Source organism: Microvirga flocculans ATCC BAA-817, assembly GCF_000518665.1.
In the GTDB taxonomy this organism is placed as follows: domain Bacteria; phylum Pseudomonadota; class Alphaproteobacteria; order Rhizobiales; family Beijerinckiaceae; genus Microvirga; species Microvirga flocculans.
The window spans coordinates 180,888-201,095 of sequence record NZ_JAEA01000010.1; the positions used below are offsets into that span (position 1 = coordinate 180,888).

Below are 20,208 nucleotides of genomic sequence, written 5' to 3' on the forward strand. Positions count from 1 at the left end.
GCGGCCGGACCAAGCGGTCTGATAGCGTTTCGGTTGCAGGTTTCGTCTTCAAGGCGCCGGATGCAGGCGCAAAGAGCCGCAATATCCGCGTGTGAAGGCAAGTATAGCTTGACGGTGAATTTAAGTTCTTCATAATCAGTTCTAATAGCGAAAAGAATTTCGCAATAAGAAAAAAGAGCGGAACTGATCTTTTGGAGTGATCGGTTTGAACGTCACCGATCAGCGCCAGCGAGGGAGAGGTGATATGAGTCAAGCTTACAACAGGCGAACATTCGTTGGGATGCTGGCAGGCGCCACCGCATTCGCAGGACTAGGGTCAAAGGCGTCCGCAGCGGCTTCATTGCCCTCGGGAACCATCACTATCGTCGTGCCTTTCGATCCGGGTGGAGCAAACGACATCATCGCCCGCGCCGTGGCGCAGCATATGACGGAAACAGGAGCCACCGTCGTCGTGGACAACCGCCCGGGCGCAAGCGGATCCGTGGGGGCGCAGTATGTCGCGCGGTCCGAACCCGACGGGCGGACTCTCCTCATGGCTCCCATCGGAGTTCTCGCGATCAACCCATGGCTTTTCAGCCAGTTAGGTTATGACCCCGTCAAGGATTTCGCGCCGCTCACGCTGGCAGGCACGGTGCCCAACGCCTTGATCGTGCATCCCTCGGTGCCGGCGAAGACTGTGGCTGAATTGATCGCCTATGCCAAGGCCAACCCAGGCAAGCTGAACTTCGCCTCGATGGGCAACGGAACCACAGGTCATCTTTGCGGCGAGATGTTCAAGAAGGCTGCTGGCGTCGACATCCTGCACGTCCCTTACAAAGGAAGCGCTCCTGCGCTGAAGGATCTTTTAAGCGGCCAGGTGCAATTGATGTTCGACAATCTGCCCACGGCACTGCCGCATATGCGGGCTGAGAAATTGCGTGGACTTGCCGTGACCAGTCCCGCTCGGCATCCCCTGGCGCCGGAGGTGCCGACGCTTAAGGAAAGCGGCGTCGATGCCGAGGCCGTTGCATGGTTCGGCTTCGTTGCTCCCGTCAAGACGCCGGGTGAGATACAGAAAGCGATCTCGGACAGCATGATCGCCGCTTTGAAGAGCGACAAGGTCAAAGCTCAACTGGAGAAGGTTGGCGTTACGATCTCCGCCAATCAGCCGGCGGAATTTGCGGCCTTGATCGCGAGCGAGTCCAAGAAATGGAGGCAGGTTGTCGCCGACGCAGGGGCAAAAATCGACAACTGATATAGCCTCCACCACACGGTGGTAGCGCTGCCACCGTGTGGATCTCATCTTCGCTTTCGTGTGATCCCCTCGCGAAAAGCACAATTTCCGACATGCGACATCCGGCCATTTAAATGAAGCCGGGAATGGTCAGCACCATCGGCTTCAAGCACATGATCGATCATGCCCCAGGAATGGTGAGATGGTCGTTTGGCGCAGTATATGCGCGAGCCATCCAAGCACAGCTCTCAGCCGGGCAGGGGGCTCTGTGCGGGCCTGAGACTGCCTTTCCTTGTGTAAAATATTCCTCTTTGTAAGGCCGCACTCTTTTGATGGCGAACCGAATACAGGTCGCCGAAGAATACTCTCGAGCGATAGTGCGGGAAGCATTGTCTCGCGCAGGGTCAGTCGCCGCGGGCTGAGAGTTCCATGGCATGTCTCGCCGGGGAGCGGGACTTTCCTGCTTTGCGGGCGCGCGCTTCTTCGCGTAATGCGCTCCGGCATCGCCTCTTACTTCGGCTGTCGGGAGAAGGACGCGGTCCGAATCCGAAAGCGGCGACCTGCATCTGCCATCGGTGACACGGAACTCCCCGGTCAAAACCTCTGAGTCCAATACAGTGAAGGCGCTTCCGCTTTGCCGTCGACGCGTGATGCGGAAAGCGGCCATGACAGCGCCTGTGCGATGCAGGCCGGCCAGCCGCCCGGAGGCCTCTTATGTTGCCCTAGAGTAACATTTTGCATGATCGGGTATTTCAAATGTATTTTGTTAATTTTTAGGCTTTGATTCTCATCATTTTCATATAAATGAAGTTAACTGAAGTCGAGTCGAGTAAAATCATCAATCTCATTGTTATTAAATAACAAGACAACTGGTCCGTGCAGCATGCCTGGATCGGAAGGGGCGCGATATGGTCGGCAGTCTGGAAGGAATTCAGGTTAAAATTACCCTGACCCTGGAGGGGTCTTTCGAGAGTGCCCCTCCTTACCAGTTCACATCCGTCGTCGTCGGTCAGGGTGCCGAACTGGTCGTGCCGATCTCTGCACGCATATTGTCGGACACGGATGGGAACGGCACCATCGAGCCGGTCCAGGGGCCGAACGGTCTGCTCGACGGCACGGTGACGATCGACATCTCCGGCAATCAGGTCTTCGCCCAGTTCCAGGGCACGGCGCAGCCGGCCGGGTTCCGCATCACCATCGAAGGCTTGGCGCCGGCAGGCGTGGCGCCGGGGACCATCACCGAGCAGGGCTCCATGAGCGGCGTCAACATGGTCTATGCCCCGACCTACGACGCTGCGACGAAGACCTTGGGAATGTATTGGTACTTCCTGGGGTTCCAGCCGGGCACGACGGTCAACCAGTCGGTCTTTTACGACAACCAGCTGGCCGACGCTCCTCAGGCCGCCGACGATGCCTTCGGTGTCAAGGTCGGAGTCCCGCTGACCGGCAAGAACGTTCTGAGCAACGACGTGGATCTCGACAACGGCGGCCCCCTCGGCGTCGTCGATCTCCAGAGGGTCACGCACGTGAATGGGGTCGCAGCGAGTGTCGGCCAATGGGTCGATCTGCCCGGCGGCGGGCGGATCCTGCTGAAAGCGGACGGCAGCCTGCAATTCTCCGATGATGGAGATTTCAGCGATCTCGCAATAGGACAGACACGCGCCACGTCCTTCCAGTATACGGTCACGGATTCCGCCGGACTCTCCGATACAGCGACCACGACCATCACCGTCGAAGGCGTCAACCGGCCCTCGACGGCAACGAACCTGACCCAGACGAAAACGTTCGTCGAAGATGCCGGTCCCGTCGCTCTCGATGACATCGTCGTCAGCGATCTCGATCCGGGCGAAACGGTCACGGTCACCCTCACCCTCAGCAATCCGCTGGCAGGCGCTCTTTCGACGGGCTCTTTCGGTGGTGTAACATCGACGTACAACACCGCGACCGGCATATGGACGGCCACCGGATCGGTGGCCGACGTCAACGCCCTTCTCGCGGCGGTGACCTTCAGCCCGGCTCTGAACTGGAACCAGAATGTCACCATCGCGACACGCGTTCGGGATGCTTCCGGGCAAGGACCGGCCGATGGCGTCATTACCCTGCAGGGAACGGCCGTCAACGATGCGCCGACTGCATCCGCCACAGGAAGCGCGCCGGTTCATACCGAGAACGGCAGCGCGGTAGATCTGTTCAGCAACGTCAGCATCGGCACTGTCGAGGCCGGCCAGACGATTACCGGCATGACTCTGACGGTGAGCAATCTGGCGGATGGAGCCCATGAGGTTCTCATCATCGACGGTACGAGCATCCTTCTGACGGACGGCTTCACCGCGACCACTGGCGCGAACGGTGTGACGGTGAGCGTCAACCTTTCAGGCGCGACTGCGACCGTCACCTTGAGCAAGACAGGCGGCCTCAGCGCAGCTGGCGCGCAGACCCTGGTGGATGGCATCGCCTATCGCAACACCAGTGAATCTCCAACCGTTGCCGGTGATCGTGTGGTGACCCTGACCGGCATCACCGACAATGGCGGCACCGCCAATGGCGGTGTCGACACCACCTCTCTCTCCCTCTCGGCCACGATCAGCCTCGCGGCCGTCAACGATGCGCCGACCCTTTCGGGTGGCCCCTATGTGCTGCCTGCAGCGAACGAGGATGCCGCCTCAGGCGGCACGCTAGTGTCGTCGATCCTGAGCGGTCTCACTCATGGCGATGCCGACGCGGCGGCCCCGTCGGGCATCGCCATTACGGCAACGGCCGGCAGCGGAACATGGCAGTACTCCACCGATGGGGTCACGTGGAACGTCGTCGGCACCGTCTCGGGAAGTGCCGCGCTCCTTCTCTCCGGTTCGACCCAGCTTCGCTTCGTGCCGAATGGCGAGAACGGAGAGACGGCTACACTGACTTTCCGGGCCTGGGACCAGACCAGCGGTACGCCGTCCACCAACAGTGCCAGAAGCACCGCCGATACCACCAGCAACGGCGGAACTACGGCTTTTTCCACGGGCACCGCGCAGGCCAGCCTTACGGTGTCCTCCGTCAACGATGCGCCGGTCCTGAGCCCGATCTCCCCGGTTCTGACCGGCCTTGCCGATGCCGATGTCAACAATGCCGGGCAGACCGTCGCCAGCATCGTCGGCGCAAGCATTGCCGATGTGGATAGCGCCGCAGCGGAGGGCATCGCCATCACGGGCCTGACGTCAGGATCCGGCACCTGGCAATACAGCCTCGATGGCGGAAGCACGTGGCACGACATGGGAAGCGTCTCCGCCAGCAGCGCCTTGCTGTTGCGCGCGACCGATAATGTCCGCTTCGTCCCAGATGGGGTGAGCGGAACCACGGGAAGCCTCACCTACAAGGCCTGGGATCAAAGCGGCTCCACCGCCGGGCTGCAAGGCACCAAGGTGGATGCGAGCGCTGGCGGAGGAAGCACGCCGTTCTCCTCGGTGACGGATACGGCCAGCATCACCGTCACCGCCGTCAACGATGTGCCTGTCGTGACCGCCAGCGGCGGTTCCACCGCTTTCGTGGAAGGGGCGGATGTTGCCTCGACGCCTGTTGCCGTCGATCCGGGCCTGACGCTCTCCGACAGCGACAATGCCACCTTGGCGAGCGCAAAGGTGACGATCGTCGGTAACTTTTATCCCGGACAGGACGTGCTGGCCTTCATCAATGACGGCATCAGCATGGGCAACATCACGGCGAGTTACGATGCCGATACAGGCGTGTTGACCCTGATCTCGGCGGGAGCAACGGCGACGCTGGCGCAGTGGCAAGCCGCACTCCGCAGCGTTACCTACACCAACAGTTCGGATTCTCCCGTGACTGCCGCGCGTGTCATGAGCTTCACGGTCAATGACGGGTCGCTGGACAGCTCAGGGGCGAGCAAGAGCGTCAGCATTGAGGCCGTCAACGACACCCCTGCCGTGACTGTCCCTTCCGCGATCACGGTCACGGAGGACGTGGCTACGGCCCTGACCGGCATCAGCTTCAGCGATACGGATTCCGGTTCCAACATGGTCACAGTCACTCTTGCGGTTGCGAGCGGGATTCTGTCGGCCCTGAGCGGAGGCGGCGTCACGGCGGCAGGAAACGGGACCGGCAGCCTGACGCTGACCGGGACGATTGCGAATATCAATTCCTTCATCAACGGCGGCCATGTCTCCTTTACGACAGCGAGCAATGCCACGGCTGACGTTGTCTTGACTGCGACCATCAACGATAACGGCAATGTCGGGAACGGCGGCGCGAAGAGCGCCACTGCCACTACCACGATCGAAGTGGCGCAGGTCAACGACGCGCCCACGATAACCGCGCCTGTTTCCATTGCCGTGAGCGAGGATACGTTCACCGCGCTGACCGGGTTCAGTTTCGCCGACATGGATGCCGGCGGCAACCTTGTGGTCGTTACCCTTGAGGTTTCACACGGAACGCTCACCGCTCTGAACGGCGCGAACGTAACCGTCGGCGGTTCCGGAACAGGATCGTTGACGCTGACGGGCAGCATCGCCGACATCAATACATTCATTGCGGACAGCCTGGTCAGCTTCAAAACCGATCCCGATGCCACCAGCAATGTCGTTCTGACCGTTGGAATCGACGATGGCGGCAATACCGGCACCGGTGGCGCCAAGACGGCGGTCACGACGACCACTCTGGTGGTCACGGCGGTGAACGATGCGCCCGTCAACAGCGTGCCTTCGGCGCAGATCGTGGATCAGGACGGCATTCTGGTCTTCAGCTCAGGCAATGGAAATCTCATCGCAATCTCGGACGTGGATGCAGGGAACGGCACGCTGCGCGTGACATTGACGGCCACTCACGGGTCGATCGCCCTGAGCGGCACTTCCGGTCTGTCCTTCCTGGTCGGCAGCGGCTCTGGCGATGCCACGATGACTTTCGATGGCACATTGGCCGCCATCAATCAGGCCCTGAACGGCCTTTCCATCACTCCAGAGGCCGGCTATCACGGTCCTGCGAGCCTGCAGGTCGTGACGAGCGATCTGGGTTTGAGCGGATCCAGAGGCACGCTGACAGACAGCGATACGATCTCTATCCATGTCCGCAGCGTCGAGCCCAGGGTTGCATCCGTCAACGTCACGAATGCAGACGGCACCTACAAGCCGGGGGACACGATTGTCGTGACCGTGACCTTCGATCAGGCCGTGATCGTGGATGCTGCCGGAGGCGTGCCGAGCCTTCTTCTCGAAACAGGCAGTCAGGACCGCACGGCGCGGTATGTGTCGGGTTCGGGCACGAATGTTCTGGCCTTTGCCTACAAGGTCCAGGCAGGCGATGTGAGCGCCGATCTCGACTACCACTCCATCAACGCGCTTTCGCTGAATGGCGCCACGATCCGCAATGCGGCGAATGACGATGCGATCCTGACCCTTCCTGCGCCTGGTGGAGCGGGCTCCATTGGTGGACAGCATGACATTGTGATCGAGTATGGTGCAGAGGTGACGCCCAGGCCTGGCGGCGGCGTGGGTATCAGCATCACGGATCCCGACCAGCTGACGTCAGGCCTCGGTACCAGCGGTCTCGATGAGGTGGTGTATAGTGGCTCCGGTCGGCTCATTCTGCCGGGCAAAATCGAGAACCTCACCCTGACGGGCGGTGATGCCCAGGCCGACGGCAATAACCTTGCCAATGCCATCCGGGGCAGTGCCGGTGACAATGTGCTGCGCGGATTGGGCGGCAACGATTGGATGCACAGCGGCGATGGCGATGATTCAGTGGATGGTGGCTTGGGACGCGACTACCTGTTCGGCGGCAGAGGGGACGATGTCGTCAAAGGCAACTCGGGCAACGACACCATTTACGGATATATGGGCGACGATTCCGTCTATGGTGGGTCGGGCAACGATCTGATGTCAGGCAGTGCCGGAAGCGACCGGGTCTATGGCGGTGTTGGCGACGATACGGTCAATGGTGGCTCCGGCAACGACTGGGTCTATGGCGAGGCCGGTGATGACAGAGTCTATGGCAGCATTGGCAATGACACTATCAGGGGCGGAACCGGCAACGACACACTCAATGGCGGGGCCGGCAATGACATGCTTTATGGCAATGCGGGGCGAGACGCCTTCGTTTTTGATACAAGGCCGAGCCGAAGCGGCAACATCGACACGATTGTCGATTTCAATCCGGGCTATGACCGGATTTTGCTGGATAATGCCGTTTTCGCAGCGCTTGGGAAGGGATCCGCCAAGGGTGTGAAGCTGTCGGCCGAGATGTTTGTTGCAGGCACGTCTGCGAGGGATGGAGACGACCGGATCGTCTATGATCGCAAGACTGGCGCGCTCTATTATGATCCGGATGGTAGCGGCTCGGCCGTGCAGGTGAAGATCGCGACGCTGGCCAACAAGCCTGAACTCACGCATCACGTGCTCTTCGTCATCTGAAGAAGGCATCAGTCGACGCGGTGCAGCATCATGTACCGCGTCGTTCGGCGAGACTTTTTAGGGAGGTAGTCCGGCGCCACTCTGTTGGCGCCGGCTTCTCAAAAGACCGGGAGTATCACTCGGCAGGTTTCAGCTGGCCGCTCGGCGCAGGAGCGTTGTAAAGGGTCGGTCGGAAGACGAAATAGCCGAACAGCGCCATGGCGGCCAGCACGACCAGTGAAGCCAGAGCGGCGATCGGATCGGCCGCGGTGTAGCCGAGATGGATCGCGGCCACGGCGATGGTTAGAATGACGGTGCCTGCCGACCAGAGCGCAACCTGGATCAGGGCCAGCCTGTTTCTGTCGAGGATCGGGCGGCGCTCGTAGTAAATTCCGAAGAGGAAAAGGCTCACCCAGCCGAGCAGGTTCACGTGGGCATGAGCAGGCATGATCGCATGGTCCTGGGACGCCGCCATCCCGATCCCCATCGCCATGCCGGCAATGACGAAAAGAACCGCAAGACGAAAGCTGAGAGAAGAGGCGGTCATGATAAGGGTCCTCCTGAAAGTATTCCCTGGCTGAATATTATTGTTGTCTTTACAGCCGCGCACAGAATGGACGATGCGCGGAAGATCACAACTGAAATTTTGGCTTTTTATAGATGCAAATAATTATATAATATCGTTCTTAAGATAAGTTGCGCCGTCTGGTGCGATGATCTTGCGATGCGGTTTCGAACCCTTGGAGAATGGGTCCCCGCCGATGGCATGAGGGCAAGGGGGTAGACAAGGCCTAGACCTTCAAGATGCGCCAGGCCTCCGGCGGGCTCACCTCGGCGCAGTCTCTCGAAACGATGGGTATTGAACACCGAAGCTCGGCTTCGGCGAAAACCTCGACTTGCTTTCAGCTCCGAGGCACGCCGGGTCCCATGCCCTGCATGGCATGCAGCGCTTGCTCACAGCGCTCGATATGGCTTGCAGCCCGTTGCTTCATCTGTTGCATGTCATGGCAAGGATCATCGACGTCCTGGCGACAGAACCGGCACTGCATGGCGGCCTCCCTGGCGTGGCGAACGAAGATCCAACGTGATCCCAGTGTGGAGGGTTCCTGCCACAGATCGGGCGGCAACGGCGCAGTCTGCCGTTTTGACATCAGTCGTGAGATAGCGTGTCAGGCACGTTCCAGAGCGTTGGTGAGGTCCGCCAGCAAATCGTCGCGATGCTCCAGGCCCACGGAGAGCCGCACAAGCCCGTCCGAAATCCCCATCTCGGCGCGCTGCTCAGGCGTGAAGCGTTGATGGGTGGTGGTGGCCGGATGCGTGACAAGGCTCTTCGCATCGCCCAGATTGTTCGAGATGCGGATCAGCCTGAGGGCGTTCAGGAACCGGAAGGCTTCCTCCTTTCCGCCCTTCAGGTCCAAGGCGATCATGGTGGAGGCGCCGCTCATCTGCTGCTTGATCAGCGCGGCCTGCGGATGGTCGGCGCGGCCCGGATAGGTGACCCGCCGAAGCTTGGGATGGCCGTGCAGGGCATCCGCAAGGTAGCCCGCCGTCGCCGTCTGGCGCTCGACGCGAAGAGGAAGGGTTTCGAGGCCTTTGAGGAGAACCCAGGCGTTGAAGGGCGATAGCGAGGGCCCCGTCATGCGCAGGAACTGCTGCACCTTGGTCTCGATGAATTCGGTGGAGCCCAGGATCACGCCGCCGAGACATCGTCCCTGCCCGTCGATGTGTTTCGTTGCGGAATACACCACGCAATCCGCTCCCAGGGCGAGGGGCTTCTGGAAGAGGGGCGTGGCGAAGACATTGTCGACGGTCAGCGTCGCGCCGGCCTCGTGGGCGATGGCGGCGACAGCCGCAATGTCGATGATCTCAAGGCTCGGATTGGTAGGCGTTTCGAGCAGGAAAGCTTTCGTCTCGGGCCTGACCGCCGCGCGCCACTGGTCAAGGTCCTTGCCGTCGACGAGCGTGCAGCCGACGCCGAAACGGGGCAGGAAATCCTCCACCACCCAGCGGCAGGAGCCGAAGAGGGCGCGGGCGGCGACCACGTGGTCTCCGGCCTGGACCTGACCCACCATGGCGGCCGTGACTGCTGCCATGCCGCTCGCCGTCGCGCGGGCCGCCTCAGCCCCTTCGATGGCGGCGATGCGCTGCTCGAAGGCATCCACGGTCGGGTTGGAGTAGCGGCTGTAGCTGTAGCCCGGCTCCTCGTTCAGGAACCGCTTCTCGGCGCTTTCGGCGCTCTCGTAGACGAAGCCCTGGGTCAGGAAAAGGGCCTCGGCGGTTTCTCCAAACGGGGTCCGCTGATGGCCTTCGTGAACGAGACGGGTTTCAAGGTGATAATCGGGGCGATGGGGCGAGGTCATGAATGGAACCTACAGACGTTCTATAAAAAGAACAATCGTCTTTTGTCGCGGAATGCCCAGTTGTTTCATTCTCCGGGGGTCAGCCCGTGACCTCCTTGCGCGCCAGCTCGATCAGGCGCTTCACGCATACTTCCAGGGATCCGCGCCAGGGCGGGAGAGCGACGCCATGCGCTTCCCTCAGCTTCGTGCAGTCGAGCCGCGAATTGGCGGGCCTCTTGGCCGGCGTCGGGTAATCGGCCGTCGCAATCGGCCGGACCTTGGCGGAAGGACCGCCGAACCGCGCGGAGAGGGCGAAGATCTCCGTGGCGAACTCCGCCCAGCTGGCATAGCCCGTCCCGGCCATGTGGAACAGGCCGCGCAGGCTGCGGTCCTCGGGCCGTTCGAGAAGATTGCGGCTGACGGCGATTACGCCGTCGGCGATATCGAGGGCGCTGGTGGGCGAGCCGTACTGGTCGGCCACGACGCCGAGCTCATCGCGCTCGCCGGCCAGGCGCAGCATCGTCTTCACGAAATTCTTGCCGAAGGGGCTGTAGACCCAGGCCGTGCGCAGGATCACGTGGTTCTCGGCTTCGGCCGCCACGGCTTCCTCGCCCAGAAGCTTCGAGGCGCCGTAGACTCCCAAGGGGGAGACCGGGTCGTCCTCTCGATAGGGGCGGCCTGCCGTGCCGTCGAAGACGTAATCGGTGGAGAGGTGGATCAGGGGCACGTTCATGGCGGCGGCCGCGCCCGCAACGACGCCGGCGCCGATCCCGTTGATGGCCTCCGCCAGCTCCCGGTCCGTCTCCGCCTGATCGACGGCGGTATAGGCGGCCGCATTCACGATCACGTCGCCGCCGGTTTCGATCAGCGCATCCTCGATGCCCGACGGATCGGCGAGATCGAGCTTGGGGCGGCCGACGAGCACGGCCTGGACGCCGTGCGCTCGCGCGCGCTCCGCCAGGGAGCGCGCCACTTGCCCTTCCTTGCCGATGACGATGATACGCATGAATACTCCAGTCTTCTTCAATCGAGGCGCGGCCCTTCAGCAGGAAGGGCCGCTTGCGATAGGCCGGGTCAGTTGCCGATGGCAACCCCTTCCCGCCGGCTGTCTGCTCCGCCGACGAGCCCCGCCGGGGTGACAACGATAGCATGGATGCCGGAATTCTGGTCGATCAGCTTGACGTCGTGCCCCATCGCCTCGAGACCCGCTTTCCAGCCTTCCGCTTCCGTGCCGGCCTCCAGCTCGGTCGGGCCGTTGCGGCTGCCCACATTGGGAAGGTCGGCCGCGACCTGCGGATCGAGCTTCCAGTCCAGAAGACCCACGAGGGTTTTGGCCACGTAGTTGATGATCAGGCTTCCGCCCGGCGAACCCACCACCGCATAAAGCTTTCCGTTGCCGTCGAGCACGATGGTCGGTGCCATGGACGAGCGCGGGCGTTTGCCCGCCTCGACCCGATTGGCGATGGGCTTGTCGGATTCCATGACGGCGAAGGAGAAGTCCGTCAGCTCGTTGTTGAGCAGGAAGCCGCTCTTCGTCATCAGCCTCGCGCCGAACCCGTCCTCGATCGTCGTCGTCATCGACACCGCATGGCCGTTGCGGTCGACGATGGACATATGGCTGGTGCCGAACTCGATTCCGTCCGAAGGACCCCACAGGAAGGTCTTCTGGAAGGGCGGATCGCCGGGCTGCGCCTTGCCCATGGATTTGCCCGGATCGATGAGGGCGGCGCGGCTCTTGATGTAGCCGGGATCCGTCAGGCCCTTGACGGGCACATTCACGAAAGCCGGATCGGCGAGGAAGAGGGCGCGGTCCGCGTAGGCCAGGCGGCCCGCCTCCGCGATCCAGTGAACCGCTTCCGGACCGGGTTTCAGGGAGGCCATGTCCCGGGTTTCGAGAATGCCCATGATCTGCTGCACGGCCACCTGTCCCGAGCTCGGCGGGCCCATTCCGCAGATCCTGTAGACCCTGTAATTGCCGCACAGGGCCTCGCGCTCCTGCACCCTGTACCCCTTCAGATCGTCGAGCGTCATGTCGCCGGGATTGGTGGGGTGCCCCGTCACGGTGGCCACGATGTCCTGAGCGATCTCGCCCGTGTAGAAGGCGTCCGCTCCCTTCTCGGCGATGGTGCGCAGGGTCTTGGCGAAGGCGGGGTTCTTGAGAACTGTCCCGACGGCCTTTGGCTTGCCGTCTGCCTCATAGAAATAGGCGCGGGCCACCGGATCGTTCTGGAGATACTTCTCCTGGGTCAGGAGACCATTGAGCCGCGGCGAGATCGCAAAGCCTTCCTCGGCCAGGCGTGCCGCCGGTTCGATCACCTGCTGCCAGGGCAGCTTGCCCCAGTTCTTGTGCGCCGTTTCCAGCAGGCGCAGCGTTCCCGGCACGCCGACCGAGCGCCCGCCCACGACGGCGTCGTAGAACTTCATCGGCTTGCCGTCAGGCCCCAGAAAACGCTCCGGCTTGGCGGCGGCGGGCGCGGTTTCGCGCCCATCGAGCGTCGTCATGGTCTTCCCGTCCCAGAAGACCATGAAGGCTCCGCCGCCGATGCCGGAGCTTTGCGGCTCGACGAGGTTGAGAACCAGCTGGACGGCGATCGCCGCATCGACCGCGCTGCCGCCCGCGGCGAGGATCTCGCGGCCAGCCTGGGCCGCCAGGGGATTGGCCGCAGCGACCATGTCGCGGGTTGCGGTGCCGGGAGATTTGAGCGCGCGCCCGGTCGGCGCTTCAGGCGCCAGAGTCGGCTGCGCCAGAACGGGCGCCGAGAGTGCAAGGCTTGCAAAGAACCCGAGGCTCATGAGGCCTCGGTAACGCATAGAGCCGATCATGCTGGTATCCTCCCTCTTCCGGTATTGGCAAAACGCGACCATAGGAGCCTAGCAAAAGCTTATCCCTTTGCGCCACATTTCCCAGAAAGAGGCGCAAAGAAGATATTGATCCTTATTGCGCTGCAATATCACACTCCTGTCACTCTTTTCCGGCAGGGTGCGATTCGTGACAGGAAATCATGGAGCAGGACATGTACGCCTATAATCTGTTCCGCAGCACGAAGCCCGACGGGCTCGTTTGCGCGGTGCCGGAAGAGCGCACGGTTCCTCCGTTCGTGGTCGAGCCGTATTGGGAGTTCGGCGGAAAGGTCGAGGGCCGGGAGGCGCCTCTGGGCTTCGACAGGAAGGCGGCGATGGAGGGCGTCCGGTTCAACGGCTTCTATCTTTTCGCCAGTTTCCAGAAGGACCGCCCGAACCGGTCGCTTCCGGCAGGCTCCTGAGACAAAGGCATGTCCGGCGCTGTGCCGGACATGTGAGCTCGGGAAAGATCGTCCATAGATTCACATCGACACTTGATATCGAGCGGCACCTGTTCTCTATCTCATGTGTCCTCGCGCTCGCCGCTTCGCAGCATCGATTCGATTGTGAATTCCTCCCTCGCCCTCATCTGGACCATCACGGCCGCCACCACTCTGCTTCAGGCAGGCAACGGTTTGCTGCAGGCTCTGATGCCGCTGCGCATGCAGGCGGAAGGCATTTCCGTGGCCTCCATCGGCGTCGTCGCGGCAGCCTACGGTCTCGGGTTCTCGACAGGCTGCTTCCTGGCGCCGAGCTTCATCCGTCACGTGGGCTACATCCGCGCCTTCGCCAGCCTAGCGGCCATGGTGTCCGTGCTGGTGCTCGCCATGACCCAGGCTCATTCGACCCTGGCCTGGGTTGTCCTGCGCGGACTGAGCGGGGTTACGTTGGCCTGCATCTTCACCGTCACCGACGGTTGGATCAGCGCCCGCGCGACATCGAGCCATCGCGGGCGCATCCTCTCGATCTACACGATCTGCACCAAGGTCGCCATGATGCTGTCTCCGCTCGGGATCGGCTTCGGCGATATCCGCACTGACGGGTTGTTCATGGCCGTGAGCGCGCTCATGACGCTCTCGCTGCTTCCGATCGCAGCGACGACGACCAAGGAGCCCGGTGCGCCGCAAGGGGTGCGGATCGAGGTGAAGAAGCTGTTCTCGACTGCGCCTTCGGCCGTGGTCGGCTCTTTCGTGGTCGGCCTCGTCAATGGACCGGTCATCGCCATCACGCCGGTGTTCGGCGTCAGCATCGGATTGAGCCAGGACCAGGCAGCCGCGCTTCTGTTCGCCCTGCAGGCCGGAAGCCTGGTGATGCAATGGCCCCTCGGCTTGCTCTCCGACAGCGCTGACCGCCGCTATGTCATCGCAGGTCTGGCCGCGGGAACGAGCCTCGTGTCGCTGTTCATCCTGTGGGCCAGCGCGCAAGGCGCGAACTCTCTGGTCTTGTGGGCCTTCGCGGCCTGGGGCGGCCTGGCCTTGTGCATCTATTCCGTCTGCGTGGCCCACGCCTGCGATATCGTGGATCCGGGGCAGATCGTCCCCACCGTGGGCACGCTCCTGTTTTCCTGGGCGGTCGGCGTCACGGTCGGCCCGCTCCTGGGGGGCGCGGCCATGACGGTCATCGGTCCTCACGGCCTGTTCATTTATGCGGCGCTGGCGTCCCTCGGACTTGCCGCCTTCATCGTGATACGGATCATCCGCGTGCAGCGCTCTCCCGCCAAGGGCGGCTTTGCGGATATCGCGCCGACGAGTTCCGCATCGGCCACCCTGACACCACGCGCCGACATCGGCCAAACGCACGACCGGAGCGATGCGGAAGCGGCCGATCAGAAGGATGCGTCCGCTGTTGCCCGCGCCGATACATCCACGTAGCGGTTGAGCCGCTTGTCGATCATTCCGTCGATCTTGTTGTAGACCTCGGCCACGCTGAGCTGGCGGGTCTTCTTGCCGTCCTTGGTGAAGAACAGGGACTTGTTGGACTTCGCGGCCGCCGGAAACGCATCGCGGGCGCTCTTCTTGGGGGCATCGTCCACCAGGGCGATGAACTTGCTGGCGCTGTCGACGCCAAAGAAGTGGGACAGGTAGAACTCGGATCGGCTGAGCTGGCGGCCGAGCCGCCCCTCGATCTTCGCCTTGTCGCGCTTCATCATCTCGGCCGCCATGAGCGCGGATATGTAGGGATTGCGGCGCAGGCCGAGGATGTGCTCGCGCATCGTGTCGTCGGCCACGGCGAGCTTGCCGGCCGCGTTCTCGATCGCCTCGGCTTCCGCGATCAGGCCATGCACGGGACCGAAGGCGCGAACCACTTCGAGCCATGTGCTCGCGATGAACTGAAATAGGCCGACGGCGGAGGAGGTCGAGGCCTTGTTGCCGGGTATGAAGCTCGATTCCTTGTCGGCTAGCGCCATCATGTAAACCGGATCTGCGCCGGTCGCCTTGGAGGCGCGCAGGATCGTGTCCACGATCCAGACCGGAACGCGCATGTCCTCGAATTCCATGTATTCGGTGAGCGCGCGGGAAACCGGCTCCTTGTCCTCACGTCCCTCCGGCGGCGTCGCCTCCGTCAGGGGAATGGACAGGATGATCTGCTTGTGCAGGTCGGCGGGAGTTGCTTCCACGGCGGCAACCGGCACGATGGCGGTCAAGGGATCGGCAGCCGCAGCGCCGCTCGCGCCCGTCGCATACAATGGCTGCGACGGAGCCGGAACCGCCACGGCCACGGCATACTGTCCGGAATCGGGGGCCTGTGTGGTGGACCGTGCGGGAGCCGCCGCGCCAAGCGTGATTGCGATGCAGAACCCGAGGCCCAGGGCACCGGACAGGACCCGGCTTCTCCTTTCCAGGAGCCGCGTGCGTTTCCGGGGCAGGCGGGAGCAAGGTCCGTCCTTCTCCCCCCGCATCAGGCAGATACCCATCGGCTGGCATGCGTCGCGAGGCGCTGTCAGATCGATTTGCATATGAAGAAGCCCCTAGAAATATGCCGTTTCGCTGTCTGAACAGGTGAGCGGTCGTTCTTCGTTCAAGAGGGGCGAGTATGTGAAAGTCATATATGACCAGAATAGGTCAGCTTGACGGTATGATTTTGAACTTGTTCCAGGCTGCGACCATTTGCACACCGCATTATACGCAGACAATTCTTTGAAAACCTATAAGAGTTCACGGACGTTGCCACTTGCGCATGGTCCGCGGCTGCGGCCTTGAAGCGCGGCTCCCATGCGCCATGAAGGGCTGAGGCTGTTTCACGAAACAGGGTGCATCCTGTAAGGAAGGGCCGTTCCAAGCGTGACGGGAATGCTGCTCATGCCTCGCCAAGGCTGCCGGCTCATGGCCTTGCCGGTGCTTCTGACCTGGTGTCTGCTCGCGATGGCGGGGATCGCCCATGCCCAGCCCAGGCAGGTGGCATCGCTCAACCTCTGCACGGACCAATTGCTGCTGGCCCTAGCGGATCGCAGCCAGATCGCCTCCCTGAGCCGCCTGGCCCGAGACCCGGCAATCTCCTTCCTCGCGGATCGGGCCGCAGGACTGCCCCTGAACGACGGGAGCGCCGAGGCCATTCTCTTCAGCAGGCCCGGCCTCGTGCTGACAGGCACCTATGGCCAGCGGGATCGCGTCGATCTCCTGCGACGGGAAGGCCTGGACGTGTTGCAGTTCGGGCCGTGGTTGAGCCTGGACGAGGGGCGCCGCCAGATCCGCCTGCTTGCCGGAAGGCTGGGGCATGCGGATCGCGGAGAGGCCCTGATCGCCGCAATGGATCAAGCTCTGGAGCGGGCGAAAGGCATCGCCCCAGCCGGGCGCAGCATCATGGCCTATGAACGGGGAGGCTGGGTCGCCGCGGCCCGCTCGCACCTGGGAGAGGTCCTGGTCGAGATGGGCTTTGCCCTGCACCAGGAAAGGTTCGGGCTGGGAGGCGGTGGCATCGCGCGCCTGGAAACGATGGTCGCGATGCCTCCGGATGTCCTGCTCGTCGATCCCGGTACGCGGCGCGCCATGGACAACGGAACGGCTCTGTTCGCGCATCCGGCCCTTGCCGCGGCGGTGCCTCCGGAACGGCGTCTGGAGCTCCCGGGAAGGCTTACGATCTGCGGCGGTCCGTCGACGCCGGCCATGATCGATGCCCTGGCCGCCGGGGTCAGGTCCAGGCTGCGCCTGTAAGTCTCAAGCCAGTTTCAGGTTCAGGGGCGGGGATGGCTTCAGCACGATGGGGCAGCCCGCCGCGACGAAGACCACGGCGTCGCAGGCTTCCGCCATCCGCTGGTTCAGGCGGCCCTGCTCGTCCCGGAAGGCCCGCCCCAAGGGTGTCGAGGGGACGATCCCCTGGCCGACCTCGTTCGAAACGAGAACGAGCGGGGCCCGCGCCTCCCGCACGCTCCGGATCAGCCGGTCGGATTCGGTCTCCGGATCGCGCTCGGCCAGGACGATGTTGGAGAGCCACAGGGTCAGGCAATCGACGAGCACGACACGTCCCGGAGCGGCCTGCGCCTGAATGGCCTCGGCCAGTTCCAGGGGCGCGTCGACCGTCTGCCAGGAGCCGTCCCGCTCCGCGCGGTGCTGCGCGATGCGCTCGCGCATCTCGTCGTCGAAGGCCTGAGCGGTGGCGATATAGATCCGCTGCGGGCAGGCCTCTTCGACGAGCCTCAGGGCGGTGCGGCTCTTTCCGGAGCGCGCGCCGCCGATGACCAGAACACTGCGATAGGATGTCATGACGGCTCAGGCAGAGAGGCGGCTGAGAGGAAGGACCATGTGAACGCGCAGGCCTTCCGGCCGCCATTCCCGGTCGAGTGCCCCGCCAAGCTGCCCGGTGATGCTCCTCAGGGACAATTGGGTGCCGAACCCTTCGAAGTTCGGCGCGCTTTCGATAGCCGGGCCGCCGCTCTCGGTCCAGATGAAATCGACCGTATCGTCCTTCACGCTCCAGTGAATGTCGAGCGCGCCTTCTTCATGGGAGAGGCAGCCGTACTTCGCGGCATTGGTCGCGAGTTCGTGCAGGACCAGCGCGAGGCTCGTGGTGGTGTTGGAGCCGACGGGAACATGAGGCCCCTCGATGGTGATTCTGCCCGCGCTCGCCTGCCGGTAGGGTTCGAGGACGGCCCCGATCAATTGGGACAGCTCGGTTCCGGCACCCTGTCCGGCTTCCGTCGACCCGACCGGCTGCACCAGTTCATGCGCCCGCGACAGGGCGCTCAGGCGGCCGCGCAGGGCCGTTGCCATGTCCTTGGGATCCCTGGCGGTGCGGGCCGTCATCGAGACCATGCCGTTGGCGATGGCGAACAGGTTTTTGACGCGGTGGTTGAGCTCGCGCATCAGGAGCTTCTGGCCCTCCTCGAGGGTGTGGCGCTCCGTGATGTCGCTGACGACGCCGTAAAGGCTCACGGCCCGCCGCGTTCCCCCCTCATACCGGTAAAGGGCCTGCCCGAGCGAACGGAACCAGCGCTGCTTTCCGTCCGGCATGACGGCGCGATACTCGCCCTCATAGTGACCGTTGGAGGCCGGACCGGCCGCCTCGGCCAGCCGCGCCTTCATCGCCTCTCGGTCCTCGGGGTGGATCATGTCCCAGGCCTCGTCGAGTGTGAGGCTGTACAATCCGTTGTGCGGCAGGCGATAGAGCGCGCAGGTGCCCTCGTCCCAGGTGATCAGGCCCTTTTCCAGGTCGATCTGCCACGTTCCGAGGTCGGCGGCTTCGAGAGCCTGCCGGTATTGGCCTTCGAGCATGCGCAGCGCGTCCTCGGTCCTCTTGTGCGCGTCGATATTGGTATTGGTTCCGAACCAGCGGACGATCCTGCCCGAAAGGTCCTGGATCGGGATGGCCCGGCTGAGGAACCACTCATAGTCTCCGGCGGCGTTCCGGATCCGGTATTCGCGCTCATAGGGCTCGCCCGTTTCCAGGGAGCGGCGCCATTGTTCGAGAACCCCGGGAAGCTCGCCAGGGTGGAGCGCCGCCTGCCAGCTATCGCCGGTCGACTGGGCAAGGGGAAGCCCGGTGAACTCGCACCAACGGCGGTTGACGTAATCCACGAATCCATCGGGACGGGCCGACCAGACGAGTTGGGGCAGGGACTCCGCCAGAACAGCGAATTGCGTTTCCGTTTCCTTGAAATCCACGCAGAACTCCCCTGGGGTCCCCAGCCAGGTTTCTTAAGCTTACAGGAACATTGTTGTAGGCCTTTTTCGCGACTGGCAACCCATGACGGCGGCCGACGACGGCGATTTATGGCGCGAAAGAGTAGCGCAGGCTTGGCGAAGCCATTAAAAGGCGGCATGCGTCTGGCGGTTCCTGTCGCCAGCACATAGATGCAGGACAGCCCGCGCCCTGAGGCGATCTTTCCCACGCTGAGGCTGATTGACAGTTTGCATGAACGATATGAGTCCCCATCCGGTGACGCCACCGGAGATGTCCTCTGCCGAAGACCTTCACCCCAAGGAGCGGCGCTCCCGGCGTTTCGCCTGGATCGGGATGGCCGCGAGCATCCTGCTCTTCGCAACCTCTCTGGTGGTTCTCTGGCACATCGTCTCGGACATCGATCTCAACGAGCTGAAATCCGCCTTCACCGCGGCGAGCCTGCGCCAGATCGGCCTCGCAGTCCTCCTCACCGCCGTCAGCTACGGCCTGTTGACCTGCTATGACGCCATCGCCCTGCGGCAGCTGAAGCTGCAGATCCCATACCGCACCACCGCGCTCGCCTCGTTCACGAGCTATGCGGTGAGCTTCACCCTGGGCTTCCCCCTGCTGACGGCGGGAACGGTCCGCTACTGGATCTATGCGCCGAAGGGGGTTGGGCCGGGGCGCGTGGCGAGCCTGACCGTCATCGCCGGGGTCACCTTCTGGCTCGGCATGGCCCTGGTCCTGGCCTGGAGCCTGATCAGCAAGGCCGACGAGCTGGCGAGCCTTGTCTACACCCATATCTGGATGAACCAGCTCGTCGGCCTGGGCGCGGCCGCCTTCGTCATCGTCTACATGGTCTGGGTCTCGCTCAAGCGCCGGTCGGTCAAGATCCAGGGCTGGAAGCTGGAGCTTCCGGGTTTCCGCCTTTCCCTCGCCCAGATCCTGATCGGCGCAGGCGATGTCTGCGCCGGGGCGGGCGTGCTCTTCGTCCTGCTCCCCGGAGGGCACAATCTCAGCTTCGAGACCTTCGTGGCGGTCTATATCTTCGCCGTCATGCTCGGGGTGGCGAGCCATGCTCCGGGCGGCCTCGGGGTCTTCGAGGCCACGATTCTCCTCGCGCTGTCGTCCTATCCCCGCGAGCCGGTCCTGGGCGCGCTGCTTCTCTATCGCCTCTGCTACTACCTCGTTCCTTTCGTCGTCGCCCTCGCTCTGCTCGGAGCCTACGAGATCCGCAACCGGATCCGGGCCGCCCGGCTGGCCTTCACGCCGGACGACGGAGAGGCCGAGATCGGCGGGAGATGACAACCCGGCAGGGCCTGCCTTAAAGAAGGCG

13 protein-coding genes are annotated in these 20,208 nt (G+C 63.1%); 6 read left to right on the forward strand and 7 right to left on the reverse strand.

Annotation, left to right across the window (positions count from 1 at the left end):
- Positions 1 to 244 precede the first annotated feature (244 nt).
- The gene (locus tag L879_RS0113175) at positions 245 to 1,234 is read left to right on the forward strand and encodes a Bug family tripartite tricarboxylate transporter substrate binding protein (protein WP_035459534.1); all 990 of its coding nucleotides are present in this window, start codon (positions 245 to 247) and stop codon (positions 1,232 to 1,234) included.
- Positions 1,235 to 2,121: 887 nt separating this feature from the next.
- Positions 2,122 to 7,617: a cadherin-like domain-containing protein gene (locus tag L879_RS22870; RefSeq protein WP_051435298.1), complete on the forward strand. Its 5,496-nt coding sequence runs from the start codon at positions 2,122 to 2,124 to the stop codon at positions 7,615 to 7,617.
- Between the two features lie 115 nt (positions 7,618 to 7,732).
- On the opposite strand, the gene L879_RS0113185 is transcribed toward L879_RS22870, so the two are convergent.
- From L879_RS0113185 to ggt, 4 genes are all read right to left on the reverse strand, one after another.
- A complete protein-coding gene (locus L879_RS0113185; protein WP_027316516.1) occupies positions 7,733 to 8,143 on the reverse strand; it encodes a hypothetical protein in 411 nt (136 codons plus the stop codon).
- Positions 8,144 to 8,765: 622 nt separating this feature from the next.
- Positions 8,766 to 9,956: an O-succinylhomoserine sulfhydrylase gene (locus L879_RS0113195; protein WP_027316517.1), complete on the reverse strand. Its 1,191-nt coding sequence runs from the start codon at positions 9,954 to 9,956 to the stop codon at positions 8,766 to 8,768.
- A 79-nt stretch (positions 9,957 to 10,035) separates the two neighbouring features.
- Positions 10,036 to 10,941 carry a dTDP-4-dehydrorhamnose reductase gene (gene rfbD, locus L879_RS0113200; RefSeq protein ID WP_027316518.1) on the reverse strand — a complete coding sequence of 302 codons (906 nt, stop codon included), beginning with the start codon at positions 10,939 to 10,941 and terminating at the stop codon, positions 10,036 to 10,038.
- Between the two features lie 68 nt (positions 10,942 to 11,009).
- Entirely contained in the window at positions 11,010 to 12,758 is a 1,749-nt protein-coding gene (gene ggt, locus L879_RS0113205) for a gamma-glutamyltransferase (protein WP_154664206.1), read from the reverse strand.
- A gap of 191 nt (positions 12,759 to 12,949) precedes the next feature.
- Here ggt and L879_RS21650 point away from each other — a divergent pair, with 191 nt between their 5' ends.
- Together L879_RS21650 and L879_RS0113215 are read left to right on the forward strand one after the other, a co-directional pair.
- Positions 12,950 to 13,198: a hypothetical protein gene (locus L879_RS21650; RefSeq protein WP_035459601.1), complete on the forward strand. Its 249-nt coding sequence runs from the start codon at positions 12,950 to 12,952 to the stop codon at positions 13,196 to 13,198.
- Between the two features lie 144 nt (positions 13,199 to 13,342).
- Entirely contained in the window at positions 13,343 to 14,647 is a 1,305-nt protein-coding gene (locus L879_RS0113215) for an MFS transporter (RefSeq protein WP_154664207.1), read from the forward strand.
- Here L879_RS0113215 and L879_RS22875 read toward each other — a convergent pair.
- Positions 14,602 to 15,732 carry a transglycosylase SLT domain-containing protein gene (locus L879_RS22875; RefSeq protein ID WP_051435299.1) on the reverse strand — a complete coding sequence of 377 codons (1,131 nt, stop codon included), beginning with the start codon at positions 15,730 to 15,732 and terminating at the stop codon, positions 14,602 to 14,604. The genes L879_RS0113215 and L879_RS22875 overlap by 46 nt on opposite strands.
- A gap of 343 nt (positions 15,733 to 16,075) precedes the next feature.
- On the opposite strand from L879_RS22875, the gene L879_RS0113225 reads away from it, so the two are divergent.
- Complete coding sequence (locus tag L879_RS0113225) at positions 16,076 to 16,927, forward strand: ABC transporter substrate-binding protein (protein WP_245265230.1); 852 nt, start codon at positions 16,076 to 16,078, stop codon at positions 16,925 to 16,927.
- Positions 16,928 to 16,930: 3 nt separating this feature from the next.
- On the opposite strand, the gene cobU is transcribed toward L879_RS0113225, so the two are convergent.
- Both cobU and L879_RS0113235 read right to left on the reverse strand, forming a co-directional pair.
- Entirely contained in the window at positions 16,931 to 17,476 is a 546-nt protein-coding gene (gene cobU / locus L879_RS0113230) for a bifunctional adenosylcobinamide kinase/adenosylcobinamide-phosphate guanylyltransferase (protein ID WP_027316522.1), read from the reverse strand.
- A gap of 6 nt (positions 17,477 to 17,482) precedes the next feature.
- Positions 17,483 to 18,874 (reverse strand): sensor histidine kinase, encoded by a 1,392-nt coding sequence (locus tag L879_RS0113235; protein WP_027316523.1) that lies wholly within the window; start codon positions 18,872 to 18,874, stop codon positions 17,483 to 17,485.
- Between the two features lie 250 nt (positions 18,875 to 19,124).
- Between L879_RS0113235 and L879_RS0113240 the strand changes: the two genes are divergently transcribed.
- On the forward strand, positions 19,125 to 20,177 hold the full coding sequence (locus L879_RS0113240) for a lysylphosphatidylglycerol synthase domain-containing protein (protein ID WP_027316524.1): 1,053 nt from the start codon (positions 19,125 to 19,127) through the stop codon (positions 20,175 to 20,177).
- Positions 20,178 to 20,208: the final 31 nt, after the last annotated feature.

Coding starts and splice junctions, on each gene's coding strand:
- L879_RS0113175 (WP_035459534.1), top strand. CDS start 245: ATGAGTCAAGCTTACAACAGGCGAACATTCGTTGGGATGCTGGCAGGC.
- L879_RS22870 (WP_051435298.1), top strand. CDS start 2,122: ATGGTCGGCAGTCTGGAAGGAATTCAGGTTAAAATTACCCTGACCCTG.
- L879_RS0113185 (WP_027316516.1), bottom strand. CDS start 8,143: ATGACCGCCTCTTCTCTCAGCTTTCGTCTTGCGGTTCTTTTCGTCATT.
- L879_RS0113195 (WP_027316517.1), bottom strand. CDS start 9,956: ATGACCTCGCCCCATCGCCCCGATTATCACCTTGAAACCCGTCTCGTT.
- rfbD (WP_027316518.1), bottom strand. CDS start 10,941: ATGCGTATCATCGTCATCGGCAAGGAAGGGCAAGTGGCGCGCTCCCTG.
- ggt (WP_154664206.1), bottom strand. CDS start 12,758: ATGATCGGCTCTATGCGTTACCGAGGCCTCATGAGCCTCGGGTTCTTT.
- L879_RS21650 (WP_035459601.1), top strand. CDS start 12,950: ATGTACGCCTATAATCTGTTCCGCAGCACGAAGCCCGACGGGCTCGTT.
- L879_RS22875 (WP_051435299.1), bottom strand. CDS start 15,732: ATGCAAATCGATCTGACAGCGCCTCGCGACGCATGCCAGCCGATGGGT.
- L879_RS0113225 (WP_245265230.1), top strand. CDS start 16,076: ATGCCTCGCCAAGGCTGCCGGCTCATGGCCTTGCCGGTGCTTCTGACC.
- cobU (WP_027316522.1), bottom strand. CDS start 17,476: ATGACATCCTATCGCAGTGTTCTGGTCATCGGCGGCGCGCGCTCCGGA.
- L879_RS0113240 (WP_027316524.1), top strand. CDS start 19,125: ATGAACGATATGAGTCCCCATCCGGTGACGCCACCGGAGATGTCCTCT.